Consider the following 22641-nt stretch of genomic DNA (forward strand, 5'->3'; position numbering starts at 1 on the left):
AAAATAAAAGAGTGTTCTTTTTGAAAGCAGATTTTCAGTGCTTCCCGTACCATCAATCACAACCAAATGGAAACAACAATGAAACAGATCACAAGAATGGCAACGCTTGGTGTGTTGCTGCTTGCTGGCGCCAGCGGGACCGCTTTCGCCAACGGCACCAGTGCTCCCGAACCTGCACCGATCCGCTACACGCCACCTCCGCCGCCGCCACCGGCTCCGGCTCCTGCGCCAGTGGTAGACACCTGTGAACCTGGCCCGTACATCAGCATCTCCGCTGGCATTGGCATTCCTGAAGATATTAAGGCTCCGGTGATTAGCCAGCCAACGAATGGCTACCCCACAGACGGCAAAATCGATATGGAGAACGGCCTTGCCCTGAATGGCGCGATCGGTTACGATTTCGGTGATGCCAGGCTTGAAGCGGCCGTCGGATACCAGAGCCACGATATTGCCGATAGCGAAGATGATATCGATATCTCCCTGCTGACCGTGATGGCTAATGCCTACTACGATATCAACACCGGTTCGGACGTCTCGCCATACATCATGGCTGGTGCCGGTTGGGCACATGTTGGCATGCCAAGCGATGAGAGTGATGACGTCTTCGCGTGGCAGGTCGGCGCAGGACTTGGCGTCAAAGTCTCCGAATGCACGACGCTCGATCTGGGATACCGCTACCTGAAGCCGAATAAATTCGGTCCTGATGGTAACGATGTTTACAAGTGGGCGGTTCACAACGTCATGCTTGGCCTCAGATTTAACTTCTGAGCTGGAAAACCCAACATGAAAAGCAAAAGCCGGGAGCATTACGCTTCCGGCTTTTTTATGCACATCCCGATCATCCCCCTCTCAAATCACCGGCCAGCACAGCACGGCCATCAGAATCAGCCCAAACCAGCCCACCGGTTTAACGGCTCAAATGTTTATATTGCGATCTTGTTTCCGATCGATTTTCGATTGCATTGCCGCCACTTCGAGCGGTTCGCTGCGACCGGGTTTCACCATCAAACACAAAGACGCCTCACTGGCAACGCTTGGTTCATGAAAAAACGACTCTTCACGCCGGGGCCGACGCCGGTACCGGAAAACGTCATGCTTCGCATGGCTGCGCCGATCATCCACCACCGGAATCCTGAATTCATGGAGATTCTTGAGCGGGTGCACCAGGACTTGCAGTACCTGTTCAGAACCACCCAGCCGGTCGTGGTGATGACCTGTTCCGGCACAGGCGGCATGGAAGCAGCCATTTCGAGCCTGTTCACCCGAGGCGACAAGGTCATCACTGTCAACGGTGGCAAGTTCGGTGAACGGTGGGGCGAGCTGGCGCGCATCTTCACCGGCAACTGCGTCGAAGAGAAGGTCGCGTGGGGTTCGGCCATTACGACGGAACGCATGGTCGAGCTGCTGAAGGAACATCCGGGTGCGATGGGCGTATGCATCACCCACTCGGAGACCTCGACCGGCACGGCTTCGGATGTGAAAGCGCTCTGCGCCGCTATCCACGAGCACTCCGACGCACTGATTCTCGTCGATGGCATCACGGCGATCGGCGCGCACGAGTTCCGTTTCGACGACTGGGGTGCGGACATCTGCATCACCGGCTCGCAGAAGGGGCTGATGATGCCGCCGGGCCTGGCGCTGGTGGCCATTTCGGAGCGCGCGCAGGACGTGATCAACAACCGCAAGGGGCTGCCGCAGTACTACCTGAGCCTGAAAAAAGCGCTCAAGTCGCACGCGGGCAACGACACCCCGTTCACCCCGGCAGTGTCGCTCATCATCGGCCTCGACGAAGCATTGCAGATGGTGCGCGCCGAAGGCATCGAAAACGTCTGGAAACGGCACGAGCAGCTTGCAGAAGCGTGCCGGCTCGGCTGCCAGGCACTCGGCATGGAGCTGTTCAGTGAGTCGCCGTCTTACGCCGTTACGGCGGTGTGGCTGCCCGAAGGGGCGGACTGGAAGCAGTTCAACAACACCCTGAAGATTGAAAACGGCATCACGGTGGCCGCCGGACAGGACGACTTCAAGGGCAAAATCTTCCGGATTTCCCATCTGGGCTATTACGACGAGCTCGACATGCTTACCATGCTTGGCGGGCTGGAACGCACGTTCAGCATGATGGGCATTCCCTTCGAGCACGGAGCTGGCATCACTGCTGTGCAGCAGGCCTTCCTCGAAGCTTAAGCACCAGAGTCGAACGTTCGTTCTCCGGCGCACATTTGCCGGAGAACCGCTCACGAGAAAAACAGAGGTGCCCTGATGGCAATGAACAAACAGGTTGCGCTGGTCTTTCTGGCCTCCGAAGGCGGCGTTGATGGAGCAAAGTCGATCTACGGTGACGCCGAGCCATCCAGTCTGAAGCGGTTGCTCGACAAGGGCATCGGAAGTCTCATCAAGCGGACGCAGTTCGCCATTCCCCCGTTGGCCCTGATGATTCTCGCCTCGATCGAAGTACCCGGCGTGGAGCAGACCATCTGCGATCTCCGCTTCGAGGAGTTCCCCTTTGACCGCAAGTGGGACCTGGTCGGCATCAGCGTCCAGACCGGCATGGTTGCCAAGGCATTCGAGCTGGCCGACCGCCTGCGAAAGCACGGTATTCCGGTAGTTCTCGGCGGGCCGCACGTCACCATGTTCCCCGACTCATGCCGACCTCATGCCGACTCACTCGTGCACGGCGAAGCGGACGACCTCTGGGCCGACGTGCTCCGAGACCTGACCGCCGGAACACTGAAACCGGAGTACCGCGCCGACACCGTTCCCGACCTTTCGCTCCACCGCCCGGTCAGCCGCGCATCCCTGAAACAGAGTCGCTACTTCACCACCAACCTCGTGCAAACCGGCCGCGGTTGCCCCTATCAGTGCGACTTCTGCAACGTGCACGTGCTCAACGGCCGCGTGCTCCGTCAGCGGAAAATCGAACACATCGTCGATGAGGTGCGTCGCTTCAGTCGCGACGACAAGCGCATTTTCTTTTTCGTTGACGACTCCATCAACGGCGATCCGCTCTTCGCGCAGGAGCTGTTCAGCAAGCTGATTCCCCTCAACATCTCCTGGTTCGGCCAGGCGACCACGGCGCTCGGCCAGCAACCGGAACTGCTCGACACCTTCGCCCGCTCCGGCTGCCGGGCGCTCCTCGTCGGCATCGAAAGCATCGAACCGTCGAGTCGTAGCGCACACCGCAAAACGCAAAACCGCACGGAAGAGCTGGCGGGCAACATCCGCGCGATCCGACAGAGCGGCATCTGTCTTTACGGAAGCTTCATCTACGGCCTCGACGGCGACACGCTCGCCACCCCCGCAGCCATTCTCGACTTCATCCAGGAAACCCGGCTCGACGTGCCCGGCATCAACACCTTGCGCCCCATTCCCGGCACGAAAGTGTTCGATCGGCTCCGGGAGGAGGGTCGGTTGCTCTTCGACGCCGACGACCTGACGGCGTTCCGTTACACCTTCGGTCAGGAGATGCTCTATCGCCCGAAAAACATCCCGCTACCGGAGTTCATCGAAAGCTACTCCGAGCTGACCCGCAAAGTGTTCAACATTGGCAACGCCATCCGGCGGGGCATCGACGCGCCGGGCATCAACGCCGCCGTGCTCTTCTTCAACCTCTTCTACACGCACCTTTATCGCCTGTCGAGAAATGACCTGCGAAAGCAACTCGAAATCCTGCGCAGCGCGTGACGGAGGTCGCTTACGGAAATGACGTCACTTATCAATCTCACAAACAAAACGATAATGCGACACAAAAAACGATGCTGAACATTTTGAGCGGCGATGGATTATGATTAAAATGAAGTTTGATTTATTTTACTCGACATACCCCAAAGTCAACACCGATAAATTTTCAAGGAGGTCAACATGAAACGTTTTCTGCCCCTACTTACGCTCGGGTTCATCGTCCTCGGCGGCTGCGGCCTGGAAAAACCACCGGCAAAATTAGCCGACGAGATCAAAGAAGCCCAGAATCCCAAGGAAGAAGCTGCTGCTCCGGCTGAAGAGGCTGCTGCCCCGGCTGAAGAGCTCTCTCCCGAACTGGCTGCCGGCAAAGAGATTTATACTGCCAACTGTGCCATGTGCCACGACAGCGGCATGATGAATGCCCCGAAACCGGGCGACAAGACCGCCTGGGAACCCCGCCTTGCACAGGGCATGGATGCCGTCATGAAGAACACCATCGAAGGATTCGGCGGTATGCCCGCAAAAGGCGGACATCCGGAGCTGACCGACGAACAGATCAAGAGCGCCGTGGATTACATGGTGCACGGGGTCCAGTAAACGGATGCTTCCATACGTTATGTGAAGCCGGCAAGCCCGGCTTCACGCATTTTGAGCGCCAGCCCCCTTATCGAATAAATTTGGAGGTCTGCGATCAAATTGATAAAATAGGTATCGATAGATAACTATTCGCTCATATAACAAATCCTCAACGGAGAAAGAACTATGTCCCGTTTTGTTTCCGCCGCCCTCGTCGGAGCTGCGCTCCTGATCTCGGGCAATGCTTTCGCTTACGATGCTGCTGCAGGCAAAGCCACCTATGATGCAAGCTGCGCCATGTGCCACAAAACCGGCATGATGGGCGCTCCTAAAGTCGGCGATAAAGCTGCATGGGCACCTCACATCGCCAAAGGAATGAATGTCATGGTTGCCAATTCGATCAAAGGCTACAAAGGCACCAAAGGCATGATGCCGGCTAAAGGCGGCAACCCGAAACTGACCGACGCTCAGGTCGGCAACGCTGTGGCCTACATGGTCGGCCAGAGCAAATAAGCCATATCTCTGTATAGAGCAGAAAACGGGAGGCAACTCCCGTTTTTTGTTTTCAAGCGCTTGCCCCTCCGGTGAGCCGATTATTTTTTATCTTCATTCTCATCGAACACAAAGAGCTCACCAAGCGGAACGATTCATGGACAGTGAATATCTCGGCTACGCGGCAGGCATCCTCACCACCGTAGCCTTTCTTCCCCAGGCAATGCAACTGATCCGTACACGCCAGGCCCGTGACATCAGCCTGACCTGGGCGGCAACTATGACTGCTGGCGTCTTCTTCTGGCTCTGTTACGGCGTCGCCAAGCAAAGTGTTCCCATGATTTCAGCCAACGGCATCACGCTGCTCCTGCTGCTGGTCATTCTCTTTATCAAACTCCGGTATCAGGACAGCACCGATACCGGCGAGAAATAACCCAATCTGCAATATCCCCAGTCATGTCACGACTCTCCATCGGCTTCATCGGCACCGGACGCATCGCCCAGGCCCTGATTTCCGGACTCTCTCACGACCCGAACATCGTCATCTGCGGCTACGACAAATCGCACGATGCCCTGCACTCAGTCGCCCTGCAATACAACGTTCAGGCCGAAGAGTCGATCGAGGGGTTGGCACGCGATGTGAGCATCATCATCCTTTCGGTCAAACCCTATCAGGTGGCTGAAGTGATGGGCGAGTTGAAGCATGCGCTGCACGGGGAACACCTCATCATCAGCGTGGCTGCAGGTATTTCGACAGGCTTCATCGAAGCGAATGCGCCTGAAGGCTCGCGCGTCATCAGGGTGATGCCCAACACCCCGGCCTTTGTCGGCGAAGGCATGACTGCCCTCTGCAAAGGCGCGCATGCGACCGCGGACGACCTGCTTGCTGCGGAACAGATTTTCAACGCCATCGGCAAAACCGCCGTCATCGACGAAAGTGGCATGGATGCGGCAACGGCCGTCTCGGGCAGCGGACCGGCTTACATGTTCCGCATTATCGACTCGCTGGCCGAAGGTGGCGAGGAGTGCGGACTGGATCGCCAGACCGCGCAACTGCTCGCTGCCCAGACCATGCTTGGCGCAGCGAAGATGGTTCTGTCTGGCCGCAAAAGCCCGGAGGATCTGGTTCGCGAAGTAACCACGCCGGGCGGAACGACCGAGGCCGGACTGAAAGCGATGGATGAGCACGAAGTGCGCCAGGCGCTCGTCGAAACCGTCAAGGCCGCGGCCAGCCGCTCGAAAGAGTTGATGAAATAGGTTGAGCTGAAAAAAGGGGAGAGAAAACGACCTGTCACGCGCCAGCAAGCCCTGACAGGTGAAGCGCAATTTCCGGATGGTCGGTAATGATGCCGTCAACCCCAAGACGATGCATTCTGAGCATCTCTTCCGGAGCATTGACCGTCCAGACCACCACTTTGGCACCCATGCCGTGCAACCGCTCGACCAGCGCCTCATCGACAAGGTCAAAGCGTGGATTTACATACTCCGGCACGAACCCCAAGCGATCCGGAAAAGTATCGAGCACCGAGGGCTCCTCGACGAGAAGCCCGAGAGTCAGCTCGGGCATCAGCGCTCTTGCCTCGCTCACCATGCGCTCATCAAACGACTGTAGCCGGACGCGAGTTTCGATTCCCGAAGCCGCAATGTCGCGCAACACCAGCGCGGCATACTCCGCAGGCGAGGGATGTGCAATGCCGTCGCGATACGCCCAGGACTTCACTTCGAGATTGTAGATCATCGCCCCCGGACGCCCGATGCGCTGAAGATGGGCCTCAACCTCATCGAACACCTCCGGCAACAGCGGACGCGACGCCCTTACACTCTGCTGATGCGGAAACGCAGGCGACGCTGCGCCGCAATCGTAGCGGACGATCTCCTCATAACTCATCGAATAAAGCCAGCGCCGCGTCAAACCGGCGTCCGAAACGACCTCGATCCAAGGGTCGTGCGAAACAACAATCCTGCGGTCCTGCGACACGCACAGATCGAGTTCGATGACGCAACATCCGAGATCGGCAGCCTTGCAGAAGGCCAGGAGCGTGTTCTCGGCAAAGAACGCCCGCGCCCCGCGATGAGCCTGAATTTCAATGGACATATGATAGGAACGAGACAGAATTATCCCATTACAGACCGGAAAGCACTTCGTCGAAATCGAAATCCCGGAGTTAACGGCTTATCGACCAAAAAGCCATTTTCAGACTGAATGCAAGGAACGGATCCGGCTTGACCGGACATAAGCACTCAGGCGCTCTTTTTACCGTTGCCATTTCTGTATGGCTTGTGGGCAGGAGCCTTTTTGTTTCGTTTCTTCTGAAATTTCTTGCCATTCGGCTTGGAGTTGCCATTTGGCGCGGAGCCATTGACCGGGGTGAGCCCGTGAGTACCGTACAGTTCGGCGGGAGCGTTTTTGCGAGTTTTGTTGAATTTGTTCTTACGGTACTTCTTTTCAAGGTCGGCGTAAGGACTCGGAGGGTCCGGCGACGTGTTGAAATTATTGTAGTTAGGCTCGTCAAGAGCCTCGTCAACCTCATCCAGGACCACGTCAGGATGGATCTTATTGTACAAGTTGGTCTATCGTTTAGTTTACAAATCCTTGAGCGGTAAAACAGCATTCGAGGTGTTTGCAGCAAGGGCCTACAATTTACGATTTCGGCAAAAAAAAGCAAGATGGCGTTTTTCAGCTCTGTCCCCCGATACAAGCCGGGCAACCACCTGCCGCTTTTCCATTGATTGTTGCCGCTGAAATTGTAAATTTAAGGATAGCAATAATATCACCTTAAACCTGGAGATCATCATGGACATTCGCCGTCTGATCCTGGCCTTCATTCTGCCGCCTGCCGCTGTTATGAACAAAGAAGCCGGCACGATCATGCTCACCGGTATTCTCACCCTCTGGGGCTGGATCCCCGGCGTCGTCGCCGCCCTTGTCATGATCTCACAGGAACAGCTCAAGAAAAAAGCTGAAGCCTGAAATCCATTCCTTACCGGTTACAACTACACCGCCACACCCATAAGTTTCTCCACCAGCCCGTATGTTTCCGATCCACTGGAAGTGTACGGGTTGGTGAAGTAGCTTTATCCTGCCTCCATTCATAAGCATCAAAAGCCCTCGGCTCTTCGGGGCTTTTCTTTTTTATCCGATTACCTCTTGGAATGCGGTTACCGGTTTAACAACAATCAAACATTATTCATGTCGATTGCCATCCCCCGGGCCTTCATCTCACTGGCAAGCTGGTATTTCCAGCCACCCCCATTATCAAAGGTCAGATAGAGAACTCCGGAAAAATCAGAAGGAATCTCTATGTCATCGCCGACTTGAAGCAAAGCAACACGATTCCGACCGAGTCTTGCCATGAAATAACCCAGCTCAAGCACAACATTTTGCCGCGCTCGCGGTTTGGCATCATCTGGCTTTTTTGATGGATAACCAGTATCGTCTGGAGTAAACAGCACCACAGCAAAGTCAGCAGTGGCATGCCTCTCGATCTTTTCAATCACCGTCTTTCCCTCGTTGGGCTGCTCGTGCAGGATGATCGGTTCTAAACCGAGCTTTTCGATAAAACGAGCGACGGTCTCCTTCACGCCATGGTCGTGACCATGAACGATAAAGACTTTACCGGTATTGATTGGCGATAATGATTGGGCGGTTGGATTCTCCGGAAGTGCCTCCGCATCAGCAATTCTCTCCTCGAACAACTCTTTGAGCGTTTTTAACTGACGGACTGCACTTGTTAACTCTTTTTGAATAAGTGACTTAATAAGTGTTATATCTGCGCTAGGAATAAAATGACTAATAGATATCGATTCAAATAATTTGTAATCAAAATATTCAATACTGTCATAGCCAAGTATATCCTGAAGGGTGCTGTTCGCTTTAAGTATAAGCCCCTCTAATGGAGAGTCATCTTCATTTTCAATGGTATTTACGTCAATCTCCTCAAATTCAGCGATGCGCTGCTCAAGTCTCGCGATTCCACGTTTCATCTGCTCGGCCTTAAGGTTAGCAGGTTTTCTCTGCAGGGGCTGTTCTTTTGCCATAGGAGTTGAGGACATTCGCAGTGTCTTGAATTCAATACTTTTATCGAATATACGGCAACGAGAGCCTTCTTTTCCGTAAAAGCTACTGCGATTATCGGTTTCGCACTGCGGGCTTACGCGAGGCTTGCCCCTACAAAATCATTGAAGGTCACGTAACCTCTCGATACCCCTATGGAATTCGTACGAAATCGCCAACCGATCCGACTGAGCCAACAGAATTTTTCAAGCCGACCTATTCATCATACCTTGTTGTTACATTATCCATTATCTAACTGTCCATTATCAATTATGCCCCATTCCCACAAACGTATCATCGGCATCGATTTTGGCACCAAGCGTATTGGCGTTGCGAAAAGCGATCCGTTGGGGATGTTTGCCCAGCCGGTGGGGACGTTCGATATGGAAGGCTTGCTCGGGGCACTGTCGAAGATTCGGAATGAGGAGGGAATTGAACGGATCGTAGTGGGCTATCCGCTGAGCGACAAGGGGGAAGAGAATCGCATGACGTCGGTCGTGGATCGCTTCGCCGAGGAGCTTCGGGTGGCACTGCCGGAGGTGCCGGTCGAGACCATCGATGAGTACCGCTCGTCGCGCTCGGCGATGAAGCTTCTGGCCGGTTCGGGAGCGAGCCGAAAAAAACGCAACGAGAAGGGACGGCTCGACACGGCAGCGGCCTGCCTGATTCTGCAAAGCTGGCTGGACAGCCGCGCCTGACGGGCATTCGCAGCGCCTCTGCGAGATTTTAGGTTTAACTTTTCAAGCAGGCTTCTGTATCTTTACTTTTGGGCATCCCGATAGGCAGTTGCCCTTCATTATCCTTCTCACGCATAACTGACCACTGTTCCTCCATGACCAATTCGGAAACCCTCGCGATGTTCAAATCGAGCGGCGCTTTGCTCGATGGCCATTTCAAACTCACCTCGGGCCGCCACAGCAACTCTTACTTCCAGTGCGCCAAGGTGTTGCAGTACCCGGAGTACCTGTCGGCGATCTGTGGCGAAATTGCCGCACACTTCAGGGATTCCGGTATCACGACAGTCATTTCGCCGGCCATCGGCGGCATTGTCGTCGGCACGGAGGTCGGGCGTCAACTCGGCGTCAAAACCATCTTTGCCGAGCGCAAGGAGGGGACGATGATGATCCGGCGCGGCTTTTCCATCGACCCGTCCGAGCAGGTACTCGTGGTCGAGGATGTGATCACCACCGGCGGTTCGGTCGTCGAAGTGATGGAGCAAGTCAAGGCTGCCGGCGCGACGGTTGCCGGTGTCGCTTCGGTGGTTGACCGCAGCAACGGCAAGGTGAAGCTCGCCGATAAGCAGTTTTCGCTGCTCATGATGGAGGTGGTGAGCTATGCGCCCGAGGAGTGCCCGCTCTGCAAGGAGGGCCTGCCGATTGACGCACCGGGCAGTCGAAGCAACGCGCAAGGCTGACACGCGATATGCGGCAAGGCATCCACACCATTTCGTTCATCGGCCTCGGCCTAATCGGCACCTCGTTGATGCAGGCGCTCAAACACGCCGGTGAAGCAACGGGCCGGAACATCGAGATGGTCGGCTTCGATCCCGGGTTCAACGAGAAAGACATCGCAGCCATCACCGACAACTTCGGTCTGGATCGTTTCGAGACCGATCCGGCGCAGCTCTATGCAGCCGATCTGATCGTACTCTGCGCGCCGGTGCTTGCAAATATCGCCCTGCTCGAAACCGTCAAGCAACATGCTCCGGCCGATGCACTGATCACCGACGTGTCGAGCACCAAAGCCGAAATCGCCACCCGTGCCGAGAAGCTGGAGCTGAACTTCATCGGGATGCACCCCATCGCCGGGCGTGAACAGCAAGGCTACTGCGCCGCTTCTCCGGAGCTGCTCTGCGAGCGCATGGTCATCCTCTGCTCCGGCGACAGACTGCCCGAATCGGGCCATGCTGCCGAGCTGGTCGAACTGCTTCGCACCGCCAGCTGCAACGTGGCCGCCATGAGCCCGGCGGATCACGACCGAATCTACGCCAACATCAGCCACCTGCCTCAGCTCGTCTCGACGGCCCTGATGCAGCACTGCCGGGACAACGTCGAACATTCGGGACCGGGATTCGCCTCGGCAACGCGGCTCGCAGGCAGCCCCTGGCCGGTCTGGTGCGATATTGTTCGAACCAACCGAGACAACATCGCAGACAACCTGGCAGCCTTCTCTTCACTGCTGGCGAACCTCGCCGAAGAGGTGCGCAACGACAATATCGAGGCACTCGATGCGAGGTTCCGGGAAGCGAACGAGCTCTATCAACGCCTTCAGGAAAGGGGCTGCTCATGAAACTGGCCATCATCGTCAACATCACGCGCGACAAGGCGCTGGAACTGGCATGCGAACTTGTCGCCTGGCTGGATGAGCGTTCGATCGACTACGTGTTCGATCGCCAGTCGGCCAAAGCTATCGGCAGCGGCAAGTGGGAAGAGAAGGCTGACCTCAACCAGCACTGCGACGCCTTCGTCTCCCTTGGTGGTGACGGCACGCTGCTGCTCGCCTCGCACTACTCCCGCTCCAAACCCGTGCTCGGCATCAACGTGGGCGACCTCGGCTTTTTGACCGAGTTCAGTCCCGACGAGATGTGGACGGCGATGGAGCATCTGGTCAGCGGAAATTATTCAAAGCATACCCGCTCGCAGCTCGAAGCAACGCTTGAATCGGAAGAACCGATGACAGCACTCAACGACGTCATCATTGAAAAGGGCACGGCAACACGACGGCTGCCGGCGTTCGTCATCCGGCTGGACGACGAAATTCTCGGCTCCTACCGCGCCGACGGCATCGTCATCGCAACCTCGACCGGCTCGACGGCCTACTCGCTCTCCGCAGGTGGCCCGATCATCGCGCCGAAGTCGAACGTGTTCGTCATCACGCCGATCTGCCCGCACATGCTGACCGTGCGGCCAATTGTCATCAGCGACGACAAAACCATCAAGGTTTCGGTCGATTCACAATCCGGAGAGTTTCCGCTGAAAATGGACGGCATCCAGAAAAAACTGCTCGCTCCGGGAGAGGTGGTGACGGTCAAAAAGTCGCCGCATCACGTCAATCTGGTGGCCAATCAGAAAAGAAGCTACTGCGAAATCCTTCGCAAAAAGCTGCTCTGGAGCCACGAACACCCCACAGGCCAGTAACCGCACCGAGACCATTGACAAACCCACGAGCCTCTGTTTTTCATGACTGAACGCATCAGCGCCTTCTGGCTGAACCGGCTTCTCGGCATTCCAACCTCAACGCCGCTCAATCCCGCTTCGATGAGCGCGCAGCTCCGCGTGGCCATCTGCCCGGCTCCGGGGCTGAGCCCGCGCCTGAGCGAGTTCACCGCAGCGCTGCGAGAGGCGTTCCGGCAATGCGGTGTGTCGATAGCCGACGAGGTTACGGAGAACGGTCGGCCGGCGCGCTTCGAGGCGGGCACGGCGGTGATCGCACCAGGGAGCTTTCCCGACAGGCTGCTGCCGATCAACCGGGTCTCGACGCTCTACAACAACCTCATCGTGGGCGTCTACGACGAACCGCCACCGGTGCGCGACGGCCAGACGCCGCAGGAGACGCTCGACGCAGTGATCGGGCGACTGGCGTGGGAGATGGTGCATTTGCTGATCTACGTCACCGACGAGAGCTGGACGGTGTGCAGCATGAACGGAGGCATCACCACCTTCGACACACCGCTGCCGGAGCCGGAAGACGTGCTGGAATCGCTGATTCCCAAAATCACCGCACAGGTGGTGCCGCCACGCGACGGCGACCTTGAGCTGCGCCACGAAGCGCTGGATACATCGACGCCGGAGTTTCGGAAGATTGCGGAGGATTTCGTGGAGTGCGGTCGGCGCTGGGCAGCCAACCCACGATTCATGAACCACACCTCGCGCGAATCGCTCGACTACCGGAACGACTTTTACCGCAAGATCGTCTCGCGCTATCTCGACGACCGCAGCGGCATGAGCTACGGCTTCTTCGCCCGCCAGCTCCCGGTTGCCGTCAAACCGGCGCGTGAGGCGAACGATACTGATGAAGTAAAGGAGAGCCTCGTGCCGGTCACGGTTGCAGGCAAACGCCTGCTGGTGCCCGTACCGGATGTGCGCATCTTGACGACCCGTTCGGGCTGCCGCAAAACGGCCATCGATCCGGAGCGCGATCTGGTGGAAATCGGCCTTGATGCGGGCGGGAAACCGTGGCTCGCCACTCCGGCGGGACTGCCTGCGGACTTCGTCACCCGACCATCGTTCGACACGCTCACCATCATCGCCCACGCCGTCGGCAACGCCGTGATCGCCAGCATTTTGCGCACGGTCCGCCCGGCAAGCCGCTTTCCCAAGCTGCTCGAACGCTTCGGCAGCGGCATGACCCACTGGCACCACTACCCCAACGACGACATGATTCCGAAAGGGTATGTCAAACATGGAAGGGAAAATCCGCCTGTCTCCTGCTCGACGCCGCAATCGGCGGCCTACAGCCTCCTCGGGAAGCTCGACGCCCTGGAACTCGCGCTGGAAGCGGGCATCGACTATCTCGGAGACGTGCACATCGAGCCCGGCCATGGCACCAACATCGTCGGCACGAGGTCACTGAGCGGTATGGCGATGTTCCTGAATTCAGAGCAATGCGCCTGTGCGCGAAAAGAGTGGTGAAGGGGATTGGAATCGAAATCGATAGTTCGGTAGAGGAAGGTTTCAAATCAACCCAAACAGCAGATCGTCAACAGGTGAAGGGGACAACGACGGAAGATTTGTAGGGGCAGCCCTCGCGGCTGCCCTCACAGGATTTTTGAATTCCCCACAAGGGTAGGCGCAAGGCTTACCCCTACAGAAAATTGGCGATCCCACCATTACCCATTATCAACTATCTATTACCCCTGCGCCTGCTTTTCGCTGTAAGCCCAGCGCCCCTGATGTTCGAGAATCATCTCGACGACCTCCCGGACACACCCTTTGCCTCCTTCATAGACCGAGACGTAGCCAACGCGGGCGCGCAGGTATTCGACGCCGTTGATGGGGGTAATCGGCAACCCGGCAAGCTTCATGATCTCAAGATCGTCGATGTCGTCGGCAATGCAGGCGCACTCGTCGTCCTGCAAACCGTGGCGGCTTTTGAACAGCTCGTAGGCTTCGAGCCGATCCTCGCCATCGAGGAACAGATCGACCGCCCCGGCCGCTTCGAGCATCGGGCGGTACGCGCTGGCCTGGCGCCCGGCGATGACCGCAACCTTCATGCCGAGCTGAAGCGCCTCACGGATGGCGACCAGATCGCGAGCGAACAGCGAAGGCATCTCTCGCCCCTCGGCGTCGAAGGTGAGTGTGCCGCTATTGAGAACGCCGTCAAGAGAGCAGACCAGGGCCTTGATGCCGCCAAGGGCAGCAGTGATCTGCGAGGATGGATCAGCCTGGTAAGGCTGCATGCCGAAAAACTGGAAAGAGCTCAAGATTCTTCTGATTGGTTAGGTGAATGAAAAGCTTCGCGGATCGACTGCATGCAGCCCTGCAGCTGCATCAGCTCCCGCACCATGGCGTGGAACTGGTCGAGCGGCACCTGGGTGGCAGCGTCGGACATGGCGTTCGACGGCTCCGGATGCACTTCGAAAAAGAGTCCGTCAACCCCCGCAGCAACCGCCGCACGGGCCAGCGGCATGAGAAAGCGGCGATCCCCGCCGGAAACGCCTGACGAGGCGCTCGGCAACTGCACGCTGTGCGTGGCGTCGAAAATGACCGGCCAGCCGGAGTCGGCCATGATCGGCAGTCCCCGGTAATCGACAACAAGATTATGGTAGCCGAAGGTAGTCCCGCGCTCGGTCAGCATAATTTTGCGGTTCCCGGTCGAAGCCGCCTTTTCGGCGGCCAGCGCCATATCCTCAGGAGCCATGAACTGCCCCTTCTTGATGTTGATAGCAAGACCGGTCGAAGCCGCCGCCACAATCAGCTCGGTCTGCCGGGAAAGAAATGCCGGAATCTGGAGCACATCAACGTAGGATGCAGCAAGCTCGACATCCGAAGTCTCGTGGACGTCGGTCAGCACGGGCATATCGAACACATCCCGGATTTCGCACAGAATTTCCAGCGCCTCGCGATCGCCGATGCCGGTGTATGACGAAGCCGATGAGCGGTTCGCCTTGCGATAAGAACCCTTGAAAATGACCGAAATCCCCTCCTCCTGCCGAATCCGGTCGAGCTCGGTAGCGACAGCCACAGCCATCTGACGGTTTTCAATCAGGCAGGGGCCGGCAACGAGAAACAGTCCCGTGGGCCCGGGGAGCGACACAGGGCCGATCGAGAACTTTTGCATACGTTATACTGTTATGCTTTAAGACGTAACGGCGGTCAGAAGAACAGCCGAAGCGTCAGGATTCGCACATTGGAACAGCCAATTTAATCAATATTTTTTCTTTTCACTCTCCATCAACGATAGCTGTTTATGAATAACGCAGATACCAGACAAAGGCTGGCCGATATTGAAAAGCAGATCGCGAGCCTTAAGGAGGAGCAGGCGACCGTCAAGGCGCAGTGGGATTCTGAAAAAGAGCTGATTCACGGCTCACGCAAGCTCAAGGAGCAGATCGAAAACCTCAGGGTAGAGGCCGAAAATTACGAACGAAGCGGCGATTACGGCAAGGTGGCCGAAATCCGCTACGGCAAGATTGCCGAGATAGAAAAACAGCTCGAAGAGAACAATCGCAAAATCGAAGCCCGGCAGGCCTCCGGCGACCTCATCATGAAAGAGGAGATCGACTCGGACGACATCGCCGACATCGTCTCCCGCTGGACGGGAATTCCGGTCAGCAAGATGCTTCAGTCCGAACGCCAGAAGCTGCTCGGCATCGAGGCTGAACTGCACCGCCGCGTCGTCGGTCAAGACGAAGCTGTGCGCGCGGTCAGCGACGCGGTCAAGCGCTCGCGGGCGGGTATGGGCGACGAAAAGCGGCCAATCGGCTCGTTCATCTTCCTCGGCCCCACCGGCGTCGGCAAGACCGAGCTGGCCCGCACGCTGGCCGAATACCTGTTCGACGACGAGGACGCGCTGATCCGCATCGACATGAGCGAGTACATGGAGGCGCACACGGTGAGCCGCCTTGTCGGCGCGCCTCCCGGCTACGTCGGCTACGAAGAGGGCGGCCAGCTTACCGAAGCAGTGCGGCGCAAACCTTTCTCGGTGGTGCTGCTCGACGAAATCGAAAAAGCGCACCCGGATGTGTTCAACATCCTGCTCCAGATTCTCGATGACGGGCGGCTGACGGACAGCAAGGGCCGCACCGTGAACTTCAAGAACACCATCATCATCATGACCTCGAACATCGGCGCCCAGCTCATCCAGAGCGAGATGGAGCGGATCGACGGCGAAGCTTCCGAAGCGGTGCTCGAAGGGTTGCAGGAAAAGCTCTTCCAGCTGCTCAAGCAGCAGGTGCGACCCGAGTTCCTGAACCGCATCGACGAGGTGATTCTGTTCACGCCGCTGACCCAGGAGAACCTGCGCGAGATCGTGACCATCCAGTTCAACATCATCAAGGCGATGGCCGCCCGCCAGCGCATCACGCTCGAAATCACCGACGAGGCGCTGATGTGGCTCGCCCGCACCGGCTTCGACCCTGCATTCGGCGCGCGTCCTCTCAAACGCGTCATGCAGCGGCAGATCACCAACCGACTGTCGGAGATGATCCTCGCCGGTCAGATTGGCGAAGACGACACCGTCGAGATCAGCCTTGAAAACGACACCATCGTGATGAAGAAACGATAACACCGAACCGCAAGCCGGACGGGGCTTTCCGAAGTTCCATCCGGCTTGTCACTTTCCCACCCACCATGAAAAAGAGCCTCCTCGCGGCGCTGCTGCTTTTGCTGAGCTTCACCACCGCGCTGGCCGCGCCATCGACGCCCGACAGCCTGTCAATCAAGATCGGCCAGATGCTCATGGTCGGCTTCAGGGGGCTCGACGCCAGCAGCGATCCGGCATTCGAGAAGGCGCTTCGAGCTGGCCAGATCGGCGGCGTGGTGCTCTTCGATTACGACGTCCCCTCCAAATCTCCCGTGCGCAACATCGAGTCGCCGAAGCAGGTTCGTCGGCTTACCGAAGAGCTGCAAAGCCTCGCGCCAATGCCGCTCTTCATCGCTGTCGATCAGGAGGGCGGACGCGTCTGTCGCCTCAAACCGTCGCGCGGCTTTCCGCCAACCGTCTCCGCCGCTTACCTTGGCAGGCTGGACAACGCCGACAGCACCCGGCAGGCCGCTGGAACCACGGCGAAGCTGCTCAAGAGCCTCGGTATCAACATGAACCTCGCACCGGTGGTCGATCTGAACGTCAATCCGGAAAACCCGGTTATCGGCAAGCTCGACCGGAGCTTCTCCAGCAATCCGGCGGTGGTCGCCCGGCAGGCAAGAATCTTCGTCGATACGTTCCACCAGCAAGGAATCATCGCTGCCTTGAAGCACTTTCCTGGCCACGGCAGTTCGACAACCGACACCCACAAAGACTTCACCGACGTTACCACCACCTGGTCAAAAACCGAACTCGAACCCTACCGGACGCTAATCGGCAACGGCTACAGCGACCCGGTCATGACCGCCCACGTCTTCAACGCAAAGCTCGACAGCAGCTACCCGGCGACGCTCTCGAAAGCCACGATTGACGGCCTCCTGCGCAAGCAGCTCGGCTTCCGGGGCGTGGTCATCAGCGATGACATGCAGATGAAAGCCATCGCCGACCGCTACGGCCTCGAACAGGCGATCCGGCTGGCGATTGACGCAGGCGTCGATGTGCTGCTCTTCGGCAACAACGTAGGCATCTATGATCCTGAAATCGCCGAAAAAGCCAACGCCATCATCCGCCGTCTCGTTGAAAAAGGCGACGTCACGCCCGAACGGATCGACGCCTCGTACCGGCGGATCATAGCCCTGAAACAACGAACCATCACCCCAGCACCATGAAAACCCTTTACCTCGTCCGCCACGCAAAAGCCGGCTGGCACGACCCGGCGATGGCCGACTTCGACCGCATGCTCACCAAACGTGGCCACAAGCAGGCTGAAGAAATGAGCGAGCTGCTTCGAAAGAAAAAAATCACGCCTGAACTGCTCATTTCAAGCCCGGCAAGCCGAGCGATTGAAACCGCCGAAATCTTCGCCGACACTCTCAGCATCGAGCGCGAGCAGATCATGCAGAAGATTGAAATCTATGAAGGGCAGGTCGGGGCGCTCGTCGCCATCGTCCAAACACTGCCCGACGAATATGGCACGGCGATGCTGTTCGGGCATAATCCGGTCATCAGCGCCTTTGTCGATTGGCTCACCGGCAAACCCGCCGGGGATATGAACACCTGCGGCATCGCAAAAATCGATCTGGAGATTCCGCACTGGAAGGAAACTGCCACCGGCTGCGGCACGCTTGACTGGTACAGGTATCCGGAAAAGGAGTAAGGAAGAAGAAAAGAGGTCTGGATCTGTTTTGAAGGCCTGAATGACCTCAATAATGCTCGGGCTTGGGATCGCGGGTCATCAGATCGAGGATCGCCTGCGGAGCGGGTTTATCTTCGAAAAGCATCTCATAGACAGCTTGCGAAATCGGCATTTCAACGCCAAGCCGGTCTGCCAATTTGACTACAGCTTTCGAACTGAGCACCCCTTCGGCCACCATGCTCATCTCACTGAGAATTTCGTCGAGCTTGAGCCCCTTGCCAATCTGCTCGCCGACAGCACGGTTGCGACTGTGACGACTCAGGCAGGTGACGACGAGGTCGCCGATACCGGAGAGGCCGGACATGGTGAGCGAATCAGCACCGAGCTTTGCGCTGAGGCGCGAGATTTCAGCCACCCCCCTCGTAATAATCGCCGCTTTGGCGTTATCACCAAACCCTAGTCCGTCAGAGATTCCCGCAGCGATGGCGATGATGTTTTTCACCGAACCGGCAATTTCGACGCCGACCAGATCGGTGTTTACATACACGCGGAAGCTCTGGGTGTGGAACACCTCCTGAACCAGAAGAGCGGTCTCTTCGGAGGGTGAACAGGCCACGACGGTGGTTGGCTGGTGCTGGGCAACCTCCTCTGCATGGCTGGGCCCGTAGAGAGCGGCGACCTGTTCAGGCTTGAGGCCCGGCAGCGTTTCCAGCAGTACCTCCGACATCCGCTTCCCGGTTTCCAGCTCGATGCCCTTGGCGACGTTGACAATGATCTTGTCACTGAGCGGCAGGTCTGCAAACCCTTGCGCAGTCTGGCGCAACGCCTGCGAAGGCACGGCGGTGACGATAATCCTGGCTGGACGCACAGCATCGTGAAGATCGGCGACCACGTGCAGATTATCGGGAAAAAGCGTGCCGCTGAGGTAGCGTTTGTTCTCCCGGTCGGACTCCAGCGCCGCAGCAAACTCGGGACGGTGAGCCCACAGCCGGACATCGTAGCCTTTGTGAGCCAGCAGAACGGCAAGCGTGGTACCCCAGCTTCCCGCGCCGAGCACGGTGATGGTCATCGGAGACTCTGCCATGTCATGAGCGCCGCCCGAAGGTCAGGCGATTTTCGGTTCCGGAAAAGAGGCGTTTGATGTTGGCCCGGTGGGTGTAAATGATGGCTGCCGCAACGATGCCGCCGAAAATGAGCAGGTGGTAGTCGAGGCTGTCATGCACGAGCCATTTGCCGAAAAAGTGGTAGTCGAGCCCGGTGCCGAGATCGAAGAGATACTTGCGGATTGCAATGATCAGCGGAAAGGCGATAGCCGCCAGAATCGAGCCGACCGACACGTAGCGCGTCAACGTAATGGCGAGGATGAACACGCCGATCACCATCAGCATACTGATCGGGGCGATACCGATCAGCATTCCGGCGGCGGTACTGACACCTTTTCCCCCCTTGAATCCGGCAAACACCGTGAAAACGTGGCCGATCACGGCACTCATGCCGGCGATCAGGTTGAGGGCGATTTCGTTCATGTCAGGAAACGCGCCGAGCGGATGGGCTTTGAAAAAGGCCACGACCGGCACAGCGGCAATCGTCCCTTTGGCGATGTCGATAAGCGTCACAGCAAGCCCGGCCTTCCAGCCGAGCACCCTGAATGCGTTGGTTCCTCCAGCGTTACCACTCCCGAACTCACGAATATCGATACCCTTGAGCATTCGGCCTGCGATGATGCTGGTCGGAATAGAGCCGATGAGGTAGGCAACAGTGATGATAGCAAGAAAGGTCAGCATAGAACGATCCTGATTGAATGATCAACAAACACTCGAAAAGGGTCAGGCCTTGACGACCTCACCTACAATGTAGGCATTTTCCTCTCTGGACTTCAAGTAGGCCATGATGTGATCGACCCGCTCTTTGGCGACGATCATCACCAGGCCGAGGCCGAGGTTGAAGGTGCGGCGCATGTCCTCTTCGGGCACCGAGCCCTCCTTGCGGATCAGGTCGAAAATCAGCGGCTCCGGCCAGGACGACCAGTCCACCGACAGCGTAAGTCCTTCCGGCACGATGCGCATGGTGTTGCCCATCAGGCCACCGCCGGTAACGTGCGACATGCCGCGAAGATCACCGGTGCCGAGCAGCGGTTCGATAACCGGCAGGTAGGAGCGGTGCACCTTCAGCAGCTCCTCGCCGACCGTGCCGTCAAGCCCGGCGAACGTCTCGTTCATCCGCCCCTCGAACACCTTGCGAGCCAGCGAGTAGCCGTTAGTGTGCAGGCCGGTCGAGGGCAGGCCGATCATCACGTCACCCGCTTCGATCTTCGAGCCGTTGATGATGTGCGGCTGATCGACCATGCCGACAATCGTTCCGGCAAGATCGAAATCCTCCACGTCGTACACACCCGGCATCTCGGCTGTTTCACCACCGATGAGAGCGGCGCCGTTCTCGCGGCAAGCCTTCACCATCCCGGTGACGACGGCAGCGGCGATCTCCGGCTTCAGCTTGCCGCAGGCATAGTAGTCCAGGAAAAAGAGCGGACGCGCGCCGCAGACCAGAATATCGTTCACGCAGTGGTTGACCAGGCAAGAGCCGACCGTGTCGTACTTGCCCAGCTCGATAGCGATCTTGAGCTTGGTGCCCACGCCGTCGATGCTGCTGACCAGCACCGGCTTTTCGTACTTCGCGAAATCGGGCTGGAAAAATCCACCGAACGCACCGATATCGGTCATCACCTGCGGGGTAAAGGTCTGGCGGACATGCGGCTTGATGAGGCGAACAAACTCCTCGCCCGCTGAAATATCGACTCCGGCTTTCTTGTAATCCATAACTCTTTTTCCGTGATTATCCTGTTTATGCTCCGGCCAATAAAACTCTTTGCAATTGCCCCGGACTTTAGTCCGGGGTATGCCGATAAAGCAAAATAAATGAGGGCTTTAGCCCAATTTCTTTCTGCGGCAGCCTTTGCGATTCATTGTTGCCGGATTTATAACTCTTTTCTCGGTCTGCCGCAAATTTTTCAGCTTCCGGCCGGTTTCTCGAAGATGCCGGCGCAGCGGTCGGCGGTAAAGAATTCGCAGTGCAGTGCCGCGACCGCCGGAGCTACATCGCTCTCATCGACCACGACACCAACGTTGATCTCTGAAGCGCCCTGCGAAATCATGCGCAGGTTGACGTTGCGCAGCGAATTGAAAATCCGACCCGCCACACCCCTCGACATACGGAGGTTGTCACCAACCACGCTCACCGTGGCCACCTTGTGCTCGATCTCGACCTCGCCGAGCGAGCTCAGCGCCTTGATGAAAGTCTCGCCCACCGAGCCATCGTCAACGGTCAGGGAGACCGACACTTCGCTGGTCGAAATCATCTCGACCGAAATGGCGAAACGCTCGAACACGTCGAACAATTCGCTCATGAAGCCGTGACGCCCGAACATCCGGTTGGAGCGGATGTTGAGAATGGCCTGCCCCTTTTTGACGGCGATCGACTTGACCAGGCCGCCGTGGCTCTTGCCGGCAAGCAGCTCGGGATCGTTGGTAATCAGCGTGCCTTTGGAGTCCGGGTGCCAGGTGTTGAGCACAAAGACCGGGATGTTCTTCTCGACTGCCGGAGCGATGGTGTCGGGATGGAGCACCTTCGCGCCGAGGTAAGCCAGCTCGGCAGCTTCGGAGAAGGTCATGACCCTGATGCTGCGGGCCTCCGGAACCATCCGGGGATCGGTGGTCATCACGCCGTCAACGTCGGTCCAGATTTCGATGGACTCCGAATGCAGCCATGCGCCGAAGAGCGCCGCCGACAGGTCGGAACCGCCACGGCCAAGCGTGGTGGTACGGCCAGATTCGGTCGAGCCGATGTAGCCCTGCGTCACTACAACCGTGCCCGCATCGAGCAGCGGTTTGATGATTTCGGTGGTGTTCTTCCGGCAGGTCTCGGCGAGCGGACGGGCAAAACCGTAGCGGTCGTCGGTAATCATCACGGTCCTGACATCGAGCCATTCGCAAGGCACGCCCGCTTCGTTCAGCGCAGCGGCGAAGACGCTGGTCGAAAGCAGCTCGCCGAAGGAGCAGAAGCGGTCTCTGGAGCGCTCGGTCAGCTCGCCGACGATCTCGATGCCTTCGGTCAGGCGTTCGAGGCGGGTGAGATAGACACCGATCTTTTCGATCACCGCAGCTCTGAGTTCCTCGTTGCCAATCAGCTCGCCGATCAGATCGAGATGGAACTGGCGGACCTCACCAACCAGCTTCAACGCCTCCTTGAGGCGACCCGAACCGGCCTCGTCGGCGATCTGGATCAATTTGTTGGTAATGCCGCTGCATGCACTCAGGACGACCAGCGGCGCACTTGTTTTTTTCTTTTCAGCAATGTTGGCGATCACCTGCCGCATGGCTGCTGCCGTGCCGACAGAGGTGCCGCCGAATTTCATAACTACCATAACCGCAATCGAATGAATGTGATACTGATCGTTTCAGGTTCATAT

At 57.6% G+C, this 22641-nt stretch carries 25 protein-coding genes; 16 read left to right on the forward strand and 9 right to left on the reverse strand.

All coding sequences use genetic code 11. The features are described from left to right. The first annotated feature begins 78 nt into the window (after positions 1–78). The 7 genes from CPAR_RS10035 to proC all read left to right on the forward strand — a co-directional run bounded on the left by CPAR_RS10035 (position 79) and on the right by proC (position 6000). A complete protein-coding gene (locus tag CPAR_RS10035; RefSeq protein ID WP_012503201.1) occupies positions 79–768 on the forward strand; it encodes an outer membrane protein in 690 nt (229 codons plus the stop codon). A 273-nt stretch (positions 769–1041) separates the two neighbouring features. Then, on the forward strand, positions 1042–2181 hold the full coding sequence (locus tag CPAR_RS10040; protein WP_012503202.1) for a pyridoxal-phosphate-dependent aminotransferase family protein: 1140 nt from the start codon (positions 1042–1044) through the stop codon (positions 2179–2181). Between the two features lie 75 nt (positions 2182–2256). Then, positions 2257–3678, forward strand: a complete 1422-nt coding sequence (locus CPAR_RS10045) for a B12-binding domain-containing radical SAM protein (RefSeq protein ID WP_012503203.1) — start codon at positions 2257–2259, stop codon at positions 3676–3678. A 177-nt stretch (positions 3679–3855) separates the two neighbouring features. Further along, the gene (locus CPAR_RS10050) at positions 3856–4272 is read left to right on the forward strand and encodes a c-type cytochrome (protein WP_012503204.1); all 417 of its coding nucleotides are present in this window, start codon (positions 3856–3858) and stop codon (positions 4270–4272) included. Positions 4273–4437: 165 nt separating this feature from the next. Next, positions 4438–4764, forward strand: coding sequence for a c-type cytochrome (locus CPAR_RS10055; RefSeq protein WP_012503205.1), 327 nt, complete (start codon positions 4438–4440; stop codon positions 4762–4764). A gap of 136 nt (positions 4765–4900) precedes the next feature. Continuing rightward, on the forward strand, positions 4901–5176 hold the full coding sequence (locus CPAR_RS10060) for a SemiSWEET transporter (RefSeq protein WP_012503206.1): 276 nt from the start codon (positions 4901–4903) through the stop codon (positions 5174–5176). Between the two features lie 23 nt (positions 5177–5199). Further along, positions 5200–6000 carry a pyrroline-5-carboxylate reductase gene (gene proC, locus CPAR_RS10065; RefSeq protein WP_012503207.1) on the forward strand — a complete coding sequence of 267 codons (801 nt, stop codon included), beginning with the start codon at positions 5200–5202 and terminating at the stop codon, positions 5998–6000. A gap of 34 nt (positions 6001–6034) precedes the next feature. Here proC and CPAR_RS10070 read toward each other — a convergent pair whose 3' ends face one another. Next, complete coding sequence (locus CPAR_RS10070) at positions 6035–6838, reverse strand: glycerophosphodiester phosphodiesterase family protein (protein WP_012503208.1); 804 nt, start codon at positions 6836–6838, stop codon at positions 6035–6037. Between the two features lie 146 nt (positions 6839–6984). After that, positions 6985–7308: a hypothetical protein gene (locus tag CPAR_RS10075; protein WP_012503209.1), complete on the reverse strand. Its 324-nt coding sequence runs from the start codon at positions 7306–7308 to the stop codon at positions 6985–6987. Between the two features lie 229 nt (positions 7309–7537). On the opposite strand from CPAR_RS10075, the gene CPAR_RS10850 reads away from it, so the two are divergent. Then, positions 7538–7714: a YqaE/Pmp3 family membrane protein gene (locus tag CPAR_RS10850; protein ID WP_012503210.1), complete on the forward strand. Its 177-nt coding sequence runs from the start codon at positions 7538–7540 to the stop codon at positions 7712–7714. A 206-nt stretch (positions 7715–7920) separates the two neighbouring features. Here the strand turns inward: CPAR_RS10850 and CPAR_RS10080 are convergent, their stop codons facing one another. Beyond that, entirely contained in the window at positions 7921–8781 is an 861-nt protein-coding gene (locus CPAR_RS10080) for a TIR domain-containing protein (RefSeq protein ID WP_012503211.1), read from the reverse strand. A gap of 288 nt (positions 8782–9069) precedes the next feature. Between CPAR_RS10080 and ruvX the strand changes: the two genes are divergently transcribed. The 5 genes from ruvX (at position 9070) to CPAR_RS10105 (ending at position 13428) form a co-directional block, all read left to right on the forward strand. Further along, positions 9070–9495 carry a Holliday junction resolvase RuvX gene (gene ruvX / locus CPAR_RS10085; RefSeq protein ID WP_012503212.1) on the forward strand — a complete coding sequence of 142 codons (426 nt, stop codon included), beginning with the start codon at positions 9070–9072 and terminating at the stop codon, positions 9493–9495. Positions 9496–9629: 134 nt separating this feature from the next. Next, on the forward strand, positions 9630–10211 hold the full coding sequence (gene pyrE / locus CPAR_RS10090; protein ID WP_012503213.1) for an orotate phosphoribosyltransferase: 582 nt from the start codon (positions 9630–9632) through the stop codon (positions 10209–10211). Between the two features lie 8 nt (positions 10212–10219). Then, positions 10220–11086 carry a prephenate dehydrogenase gene (locus CPAR_RS10095; RefSeq protein ID WP_012503214.1) on the forward strand — a complete coding sequence of 289 codons (867 nt, stop codon included), beginning with the start codon at positions 10220–10222 and terminating at the stop codon, positions 11084–11086. Continuing rightward, positions 11083–11934, forward strand: coding sequence for an NAD(+)/NADH kinase (locus tag CPAR_RS10100; RefSeq protein WP_012503215.1), 852 nt, complete (start codon positions 11083–11085; stop codon positions 11932–11934). Before CPAR_RS10095 ends, CPAR_RS10100 begins: the two co-directional genes overlap by 4 nt. A 42-nt stretch (positions 11935–11976) precedes the next feature. After that, the gene (locus tag CPAR_RS10105) at positions 11977–13428 is read left to right on the forward strand and encodes a hypothetical protein (RefSeq protein ID WP_012503216.1); all 1452 of its coding nucleotides are present in this window, start codon (positions 11977–11979) and stop codon (positions 13426–13428) included. Between the two features lie 218 nt (positions 13429–13646). On the opposite strand, the gene CPAR_RS10110 is transcribed toward CPAR_RS10105, so the two are convergent. Beyond that, positions 13647–14219, reverse strand: coding sequence for a KdsC family phosphatase (locus CPAR_RS10110; RefSeq protein WP_156773428.1), 573 nt, complete (start codon positions 14217–14219; stop codon positions 13647–13649). After that, positions 14216–15076 (reverse strand): 3-deoxy-8-phosphooctulonate synthase, encoded by an 861-nt coding sequence (gene kdsA / locus CPAR_RS10115; protein ID WP_012503218.1) that lies wholly within the window; start codon positions 15074–15076, stop codon positions 14216–14218. The genes CPAR_RS10110 and kdsA overlap by 4 nt, the downstream gene beginning before the upstream one ends. A 129-nt stretch (positions 15077–15205) precedes the next feature. Here kdsA and CPAR_RS10120 point away from each other — a divergent pair, with 129 nt between their 5' ends. The 3 genes from CPAR_RS10120 to CPAR_RS10130 all read left to right on the forward strand — a co-directional run bounded on the left by CPAR_RS10120 (position 15206) and on the right by CPAR_RS10130 (position 18197). Beyond that, the gene (locus CPAR_RS10120) at positions 15206–16522 is read left to right on the forward strand and encodes an AAA family ATPase (RefSeq protein WP_012503219.1); all 1317 of its coding nucleotides are present in this window, start codon (positions 15206–15208) and stop codon (positions 16520–16522) included. Between the two features lie 65 nt (positions 16523–16587). Beyond that, positions 16588–17709, forward strand: coding sequence for a glycoside hydrolase family 3 N-terminal domain-containing protein (locus CPAR_RS10125; RefSeq protein WP_012503220.1), 1122 nt, complete (start codon positions 16588–16590; stop codon positions 17707–17709). After that, positions 17706–18197: a SixA phosphatase family protein gene (locus CPAR_RS10130; protein WP_012503221.1), complete on the forward strand. Its 492-nt coding sequence runs from the start codon at positions 17706–17708 to the stop codon at positions 18195–18197. The genes CPAR_RS10125 and CPAR_RS10130 overlap by 4 nt, the downstream gene beginning before the upstream one ends. A 46-nt stretch (positions 18198–18243) precedes the next feature. Here the strand turns inward: CPAR_RS10130 and CPAR_RS10135 are convergent, their stop codons facing one another. The 4 genes from CPAR_RS10135 to lysC form a co-directional block, all read right to left on the reverse strand. Next, complete coding sequence (locus CPAR_RS10135) at positions 18244–19245, reverse strand: NAD(P)H-dependent glycerol-3-phosphate dehydrogenase (protein ID WP_041466371.1); 1002 nt, start codon at positions 19243–19245, stop codon at positions 18244–18246. A 16-nt stretch (positions 19246–19261) separates the two neighbouring features. Then, positions 19262–19960, reverse strand: a complete 699-nt coding sequence (gene plsY, locus CPAR_RS10140) for a glycerol-3-phosphate 1-O-acyltransferase PlsY (RefSeq protein ID WP_012503223.1) — start codon at positions 19958–19960, stop codon at positions 19262–19264. Between the two features lie 42 nt (positions 19961–20002). Next, positions 20003–20992, reverse strand: a complete 990-nt coding sequence (gene purM / locus CPAR_RS10145) for a phosphoribosylformylglycinamidine cyclo-ligase (RefSeq protein WP_012503224.1) — start codon at positions 20990–20992, stop codon at positions 20003–20005. Positions 20993–21183: 191 nt separating this feature from the next. Continuing rightward, the gene (lysC, locus tag CPAR_RS10150) at positions 21184–22596 is read right to left on the reverse strand and encodes a lysine-sensitive aspartokinase 3 (protein ID WP_041466196.1); all 1413 of its coding nucleotides are present in this window, start codon (positions 22594–22596) and stop codon (positions 21184–21186) included. Between the last annotated feature and the right edge of the window lie 45 nt (positions 22597–22641).

Source organism: Chlorobaculum parvum NCIB 8327, assembly GCF_000020505.1.
Lineage (GTDB): Bacteria > Bacteroidota > Chlorobiia > Chlorobiales > Chlorobiaceae > Chlorobaculum > Chlorobaculum parvum_A.